Origin of the sequence: Aeromonas sp. sif2416, from assembly GCF_019218665.1 — a bacterium.
In the GTDB taxonomy this organism is placed as follows: Bacteria; Pseudomonadota; Gammaproteobacteria; order Enterobacterales; family Aeromonadaceae; genus Aeromonas; species Aeromonas encheleia.
In genome coordinates this window covers 1-223 of sequence record NZ_JAHUXC010000068.1, presented here as the reverse complement: position 1 = coordinate 223, position 223 = coordinate 1, and the positions used below count along the sequence as shown (strand labels likewise).

The following is a 223-nucleotide window of genomic DNA, read 5'->3' as shown; positions in this document are numbered from 1 at the left end:
CCGCACCGTCATTGACGCCGGTGATGGTGATGGTCACGGTGTGGCTGGTGCCATCCAGGCTCTGTACGGTGAAGGTCTCGACCTTGGTCTCGCCCTCGCCCAGGTACTGCACCTTGTCGTTGGCGACCTCATAATTCCACTTGCCAGCCGCATCGATGGTCAGGCTGCCCAGGGCATTGGCACTCGGCGCGCCCAGGCCCGGCTTGAACTCGGCCTCGTCGGC

General features: G+C 64.6%; 1 protein-coding gene. It reads right to left on the bottom strand.

The genetic code is table 11. The features are described 5' to 3' along the window. Positions 1–223: VCBS domain-containing protein (locus KW821_RS21575; RefSeq protein WP_218292884.1), on the bottom strand; the 223-nt coding region annotated here is incomplete at both ends.